The 5,883-nt window shown below is 70.4% G+C and carries 7 protein-coding genes, 1 tRNA gene and 1 pseudogene; 6 read left to right on the top strand and 3 right to left on the bottom strand.

Annotation, left to right across the window (positions count from 1 at the left end; genetic code table 11):
* A partial coding sequence (locus HW578_RS22020; RefSeq protein WP_198372862.1) for a hypothetical protein occupies window positions 1-573 on the bottom strand: 573 nt, incomplete at its 3' end.
* 320 nt (window positions 574-893) lie between these two features.
* Between HW578_RS22020 and lepA the strand changes: the two genes are divergently transcribed.
* From lepA to HW578_RS28265, 5 genes are all read left to right on the top strand, one after another.
* Window positions 894-2,699 carry a translation elongation factor 4 gene (gene lepA, locus HW578_RS22015; protein WP_198372861.1) on the top strand — a complete coding sequence of 602 codons (1,806 nt, stop codon included), beginning with the start codon at window positions 894-896 and terminating at the stop codon, window positions 2,697-2,699.
* Window positions 2,700-2,797: 98 nt separating this feature from the next.
* Window positions 2,798-3,787 (top strand): tripartite tricarboxylate transporter substrate-binding protein, encoded by a 990-nt coding sequence (locus HW578_RS22010; RefSeq protein WP_198372860.1) that lies wholly within the window; start codon window positions 2,798-2,800, stop codon window positions 3,785-3,787.
* Window positions 3,788-3,850: 63 nt separating this feature from the next.
* Window positions 3,851-3,941 (top strand) — tRNA-Ser (locus tag HW578_RS22005).
* Between the two features lie 46 nt (window positions 3,942-3,987).
* Window positions 3,988-4,140 (top strand): hypothetical protein, encoded by a 153-nt coding sequence (locus tag HW578_RS22000; protein WP_198372859.1) that lies wholly within the window; start codon window positions 3,988-3,990, stop codon window positions 4,138-4,140.
* Between the two features lie 6 nt (window positions 4,141-4,146).
* Entirely contained in the window at window positions 4,147-4,278 is a 132-nt protein-coding gene (locus HW578_RS28265) for a hypothetical protein (RefSeq protein WP_255529107.1), read from the top strand.
* Between the two features lie 39 nt (window positions 4,279-4,317).
* Here the strand turns inward: HW578_RS28265 and HW578_RS21995 are convergent, their stop codons facing one another.
* A complete protein-coding gene (locus tag HW578_RS21995; RefSeq protein ID WP_198372858.1) occupies window positions 4,318-5,292 on the bottom strand; it encodes a Bug family tripartite tricarboxylate transporter substrate binding protein in 975 nt (324 codons plus the stop codon).
* A gap of 164 nt (window positions 5,293-5,456) precedes the next feature.
* On the opposite strand from HW578_RS21995, the gene HW578_RS21990 reads away from it, so the two are divergent.
* Window positions 5,457-5,633, top strand: coding sequence for a hypothetical protein (locus tag HW578_RS21990; RefSeq protein WP_198372857.1), 177 nt, complete (start codon window positions 5,457-5,459; stop codon window positions 5,631-5,633).
* A 6-nt stretch (window positions 5,634-5,639) separates the two neighbouring features.
* On the opposite strand, the pseudogene HW578_RS21985 reads toward HW578_RS21990, so the two are convergent.
* A pseudogene (locus HW578_RS21985) lies at window positions 5,640-5,883 on the bottom strand (ABC transporter ATP-binding protein); the annotation flags it as partial.

Genomic DNA, 5,883 nt, shown 5'->3' with positions numbered 1-5,883 from the left:
GGCGTCGGCCCGGGTCGTCGCGGCGACCTCCTGCGCCAGGGCGCGCTGCGCCGGCGGCAGGGTGGGGGGCGGCGTGGCGCGTGGTGGCGATGGCGCCGCCGCGGCGAGGGCGGCGGTCTGGCGCTGTAGCGCCGCGATGACCTTTTGGAAGGCAGGGTCGCCCCGCTCCACCGCGGTCGACAGCCAGGGCGCCCGGGTATCGCGCCGGGCGGCATAGGCCATCAACTCGCCCAGCTGGCGCAGCGCTGCTGCGCCCTCCGCATCGTAGGGCTCCACGCGCGCCACGAGCTCGGTCAGCGAGTTCTCGCGCTGCAGGGGCCAGCCATCGTCGGCGAGGAACGCCAGCATGCCGAGCCAGGCGGCGGCGCCTTCCTGCAGCGCGAGAACCGCGCCGGGCAGGCCTTCCTGTGTGACCGGCGCGGCGGGGACGGGCGCGACGGGCGGGCTCCACGCGCGCGTCACCCCGATCGGGAGCATGGCGTCACGCGCCTGCGACGCCCAGTCACGCACCGCAGTGTAGTCCGGCGCGCAGGCGGCGAGTGGTGCAAGGAGCAGGATGCGGAGCGCGCGCATGGCCGCAGCATGCGCGGCCCGGGCATTCGCGGCAAGAACGGCAGGCCGGCGGCCGGCCCTCGCGCGGCAGGCTCCGCGCAGCCGCCGCGGCACTCGCGGAGCGGCGCGTGCCGGGGATGCCCGGCGCATGGCGGTCATGTCGGGCCCTTTTGGCGGCACTTCATGCCAGGGGAGATGGGGGTGACCGCCGGGCAACCGAGCCCGGCGCTCCGACGGCGGGAACAGGTCGCGGGAAAGGTTGGACATCCGGGGGTTCTGCCCTATGTCCCCCGGCAGAGCGCGGCGCCTGTCCCGGCGCCCGCCCTCCCGCCCGGAATCCCATGACCGACACGCCGCTCGACCTGATCCGCAACTTCTCGATCATTGCCCATATCGACCATGGGAAATCGACCCTTGCCGACCGCCTGATCCAGCAGACTGGCGCGCTGACGGCGCGCGAGATGAAGGAACAGGTGCTCGACAACATGGAGATCGAGCGCGAGCGCGGCATCACCATCAAGGCGCAGACGGTCCGCCTGACCTATCCGGCGAAGGACGGCAAGACCTACGTCCTGAACCTGATGGACACGCCGGGCCATGTGGACTTCGCCTACGAGGTCTCGCGCAGCCTGGCGGCCTGCGAGGGGTCTCTGCTGGTGGTCGATGCCTCCCAGGGCGTCGAGGCGCAGACGCTCGCCAATGTCTACCAGGCGATCGATGCGGGGCACGAGATCGTCCCGGTGCTCAACAAGATCGACCTGCCCGCCGCCGAGCCCGCGCGCGTGAAGCAGCAGATCGAGGACGTGATCGGGCTGGATACGTCCGATGCCGTCGAGATCAGCGCCAAGACCGGGCTCAACATCGAGGGCGTGCTGGAAGCGATCGTGCAGCGCCTGCCGCCGCCGAAGGGCGATGCGTCCGCCACCACCACGGCGCTTCTGGTGGACAGCTGGTACGACGCCTATCTCGGCGTGATCATCCTGGTGCGGGTGAAGGACGGGCACCTGCGCAAGGGCCAGCGCATCCGCATGATGTCGTCGGGGTCGGTCCACACCATCGAGCAGGTCGGCGTCTTCACGCCGAAGCTGGTGCCGATGGACAGCCTCGGGCCGGGCGAGATGGGCTACCTCACGGCAGCGATCAAGACGGTGGCGGACACCAATGTCGGCGACACCATCACCGACGACCGCAACCCGGCAGCCGAGGCGCTGCCCGGCTTCAAGCCTTCGGTCCCTGTGGTGTGGTGCGGGCTGTATCCGGTCGATGCCGACGACTTCGAGAAGCTGCGTGAATCGCTGGGCAAGCTGCGGCTCAACGACGCGTCCTTCCACTTCGAGACGGAGACCTCGGCCGCGCTGGGCTTCGGCTTTCGCTGCGGCTTCCTCGGGCTGCTGCACCTCGAGATCATCCAGGAACGCCTGTCGCGCGAATTCGACCTGGACCTGATCGCGACCGCGCCCTCGGTCGTCTACAAGATCCACAAGACCAACGGCGAGAGCTTCGAGCTGCACAATCCGGCCGACATGCCGGACGGTTCCGTGATCGACCACATCGAGGAGCCGTGGATCAAGGCGACCATCATGCTGCCGGACGACTACCTCGGCCCGGTGCTCACGCTGTGCAACGACCGGCGCGGGCAGCAGGTGGAACTGACCTATGTCGGCGCGCGCGCGATGCTGGTATATCGCCTGCCGCTGAACGAGGTGGTCTTCGACTTCTACGACCGGCTGAAGTCTGTCAGCCGCGGCTATGCCTCCTTCGACTACCAGATGGACGGCTATGCCGAGGGCGACCTGGTGCGCATCTCGATCCTGGTGAACAACGAACCGGTGGATGCCCTGTCCTTCATGGCGCATCGCGGCCAGGCCGAGCGCCGCGGGCGGCAGATCTGCGAGAAACTGAAGGAGCTGATCCCGCGCCAACTGTTCAAGATCCCGATCCAGGCGGCGATCGGCGGGCGGGTCATCGCGCGCGAGACGATCAGCGCGCTGTCGAAGGATGTCACCGCCAAATGTTATGGCGGCGACATCTCCCGCAAGCGCAAGCTCCTCGAGAAGCAGAAGGAGGGCAAGAAGCGCATGCGCCAGTTCGGCAAGGTCGAGATCCCGCAGAGCGCCTTCATCGCCGCGCTGAAGATGGACGCCTGAGGCCGCTGCTTCACGCGTGAACGGACTTTCAACGATCCGTCCATGACCTGCGGTCGAGGTCGGGCGGACTGACGACGACCGTTGAGGAGGAAACATCGATGTCTCTCATCACGCGCCGTATTTTCCTGGCCGCGACGGCAGCTTCGACCGGCACGCTCGCGGTGCCGGCACTCGGCCAGGGGGCCTATCCCGCCCGTCCCATCAGCATGGTCATCCCCTTCGCTGCGGGCGGTCCGACCGACACGGTGGGGCGGCTGATCGCGCAGGCCATGGGCACCGACCTTGGCCAGACCGTGGTGGTCGAGAATGTGGGCGGCGCGGGCGGCACGCTTGGTGCGCAGCGCGTGGCGAATGCACGGCCCGACGGCTACACCATCCTGCTGCACCATATCGGTATGGCGACGATCCCGACGCTGTATCGCCGTCTGGCCTATGACGCGATCAATGGCTTCGAGACGCTCGGCCTGGTGACCGAGGTGCCAATGACGCTGATCGCGCGCCGCAACATCGAGGCGAACAACCTGGCCGAACTGGTGGCGCTGATCCGCCGCCGCGGCGAGGCTCTGAACTACGCCAATGCCGGCATCGGCGCGGCCAGCCACCTGTGCGGACTGCTGCTGATGAAGGCCGTGGATACGCGCATGACGACGGTGCCCTATCGCGGAACCGGCCCGGCGATGAACGACCTCGTGGCCGGCACGGTCGACCTGATGTGCGACCAGACCACCAATACGACCGAGCAGATCCGCGCTGGCACGGTGCGCGCCTTCGCGGCGACGACGCCCGAGCGGATCGACACGCTGCCCGATCTGCCGACCGCGGCGCAGGGTGGGCTGTCGGGTTTCGAGGTGAGCGTGTGGCACGGGCTGTATGCGCCGCGCGGCACGCCGGCGCCGATCGTGGCGCGGCTGAACCAGGCGCTGGTGAAGGCGCTGCAGGATGAGGGGATCGCGCGGCGCTTCGCGGACCTGGGCACCGCGCCGGTGCCTGTGGCTCGGGCGACCCCGCAGATGCATCGCGAGTTCTGGCAGGCGGATATTGCGAAGTGGCGGCCGCTGATCCAGGCGGCGGGTCAGTTCGCGGATTGATGCGGGCCGCGCGCGGCCGCGGGTTGCGCGGCGGCCGCGCGCTGACTATGTTCCGCGCCCTCCGGACAGGTGGCCGAGCGGTCGAAGGCGCGCGCCTGGAAAGTGCGTATACGTCAAAAGCGTATCGAGGGTTCGAATCCCTCCCTGTCCGCCAGTTGCCATGCGAGCCGTGGTCTCCGCTAAGCAGAGCGCCGCGCTGAGTGGCAGGTTTCCTGTCGGGCACGGCCTTCGACAAGGTCGGGCATCACGGCAGCCACAACGCCACGCTGCGCGAGAAGCGCCTCGAGACCATGCAGCGCCTGCGGACCGCCGCGATCCCGGTGGACGACGCCGTCGCGCGCAAGCGGCGCTAGAACAGCATGCCGCTGCCGCGCCTCGTCGAACGCCTCGAGGAGATCACCCAGGGCCGGCTGCTGCGCAGCGACCGTCGCGCCTCAGCCGGCATCGAGGGCCTGCGGGAGGAGGCGCTGTTCTTCGACTTCCCGCCCTGACCCCCGGCATCGCCGGGGGCAGCCCGGCGATCCGCCCGGTCAGCCCGCGAGCCTGATCCCCGTGAGCTCCACCAGCCGGCGCCAGCGGGCCAGTTCCTCGCGCTGGAAGGCGGCGAAGGGGCCGGCAGGCATGGGGGCGGCGACGAATCCCTGGCCGTTCAGGCGTTCGCGCATGGCGGGCTGGTCCAGGATGGCGACCAGCGCATCCGACAGGCGCGCCACGATGGCCGCGTCGGTGCGCGTCGGCGCCCACAGGCCGAACCAGGCATCGACCGCGAGGTCCTGCGCGTTCAGTTCGGCGAAGGTCGGCACGTCGGGCGTCTCGGGCAGGCGGGCGGGTGCGCCGATGCCCAGCGCGCGCAGGCGGCCGTCGCGCACCAGTGCGACCACCTGCGGCCAGGTCGAAACGAAGAAGTCCACCGTGCCGGCGACCGTGTCGGTGGTGGCCTGCGCGCCGCCGCGATAAGGCACATGGGTCGCGTCCATGCCCTCGCGCCGCACGAAGGTCTCGGCGATCACGTGGCTGGCCGACCCGGCGCCCGATGAGGCGTAGGTGACGCGCCCGCCGTTCTTCCCCTTCGCCGCCAGTTCGGCCAGCGTGCGCGGCCCATTGGCGGGCACGACCAGCGCGTGGTGCACCGCGGCCAGCCGCGCGATGGGCGCGAAATCCGCCACCGGGTCGAAGGGCAGGGAGGGCAGCATGGCGGCATTGGCCGCATGGGTCTGGTTGTTGCCCAGCGCCAGGGTGTAGCCGTCGGGTGCCGCCTGCGCGACCGCCTGGGTGCCCACCACCGCCGCGCCGCCGGGGCGGTTATCCACCACGAAGGTGCTGCCCGGGATCGCATCCTGCAGCGCCGCAGCCAGGGTGCGCGCCAGCACGTCGGTGGACCCGCCCGGCGGATAGGCGAGCACGATGCGGATGGGGCGCGATGGCCAGGCCTGGGCGCGCGCGGTGGCGGGCAGGGCAAGGCCAAGGGCCGCAAACGGGGTGGCGAGCAGCGCGCGGCGAAACATGATGGGTCTCCTCCTGGCCGCGCGTGTCGGGCGCGGGCCTTGCCTCCTGTTGGCCGATCCGGCCGGCGAGGTCCAGACGGCGATTTCGCGCTGTCACGCAACCTTTCGTTGTGTTCCGTCGCGAGTCCCGACTAGCCTTGGCCACGCGATTGACGGAGGGCGTGATGGTGAACATCGACCCGCCCCGGACGGCCGCTGTGGCCGCCGGCGTTCAGCCCGGGCAGGACCGCCAGCCGGTCGAGCCCGCCACCGGTCGCGCGCTCTGGCCCACATTCATGCGGCGCACCCTCGACGAGCACCTCGTCGCCAACGGCGCACCGGAGACGCAGCGCGGCGCCTGAGGCACGTCAGGCGGCGTCGAGCCGCTCCGACACCTCCAGCCATTCCTCCTCGAGCTGCGCGACATGGTGCGCGATCGCGGCGCGGCGCGTGGTGGCCCAGGTGATGTCCTCGGGCTTGAAGCGCGCATAGGTCTCGGGGTCGGACAGACGCTTGTCGATCAGCGCATCCTCGCGCGCGAGCTTTTCCAGCGCCGCCTCGATCTCCTTGAGCCGGGCGCGCAGCGGCGCGGTGGCGACGCGCGCGCCGGCC

The organism is Roseomonas rosulenta (assembly GCF_016106005.1).
In the GTDB taxonomy this organism is placed as follows: Bacteria; Pseudomonadota; Alphaproteobacteria; order Acetobacterales; family Acetobacteraceae; genus Neoroseomonas; species Neoroseomonas rosulenta.
Note: the sequence above shows the minus strand (reverse complement) of the source record. Positions and strands in the feature narration are given on the sequence as shown.

Coding starts and splice junctions, on each gene's coding strand:
- lepA (WP_198372861.1), top strand. CDS start 894: ATGACCGACACGCCGCTCGACCTGATCCGCAACTTCTCGATCATTGCC.
- HW578_RS22010 (WP_198372860.1), top strand. CDS start 2,798: ATGTCTCTCATCACGCGCCGTATTTTCCTGGCCGCGACGGCAGCTTCG.
- HW578_RS28265 (WP_255529107.1), top strand. CDS start 4,147: ATGCCGCTGCCGCGCCTCGTCGAACGCCTCGAGGAGATCACCCAGGGC.
- HW578_RS21995 (WP_198372858.1), bottom strand. CDS start 5,292: ATGTTTCGCCGCGCGCTGCTCGCCACCCCGTTTGCGGCCCTTGGCCTT.
- HW578_RS21990 (WP_198372857.1), top strand. CDS start 5,457: ATGGTGAACATCGACCCGCCCCGGACGGCCGCTGTGGCCGCCGGCGTT.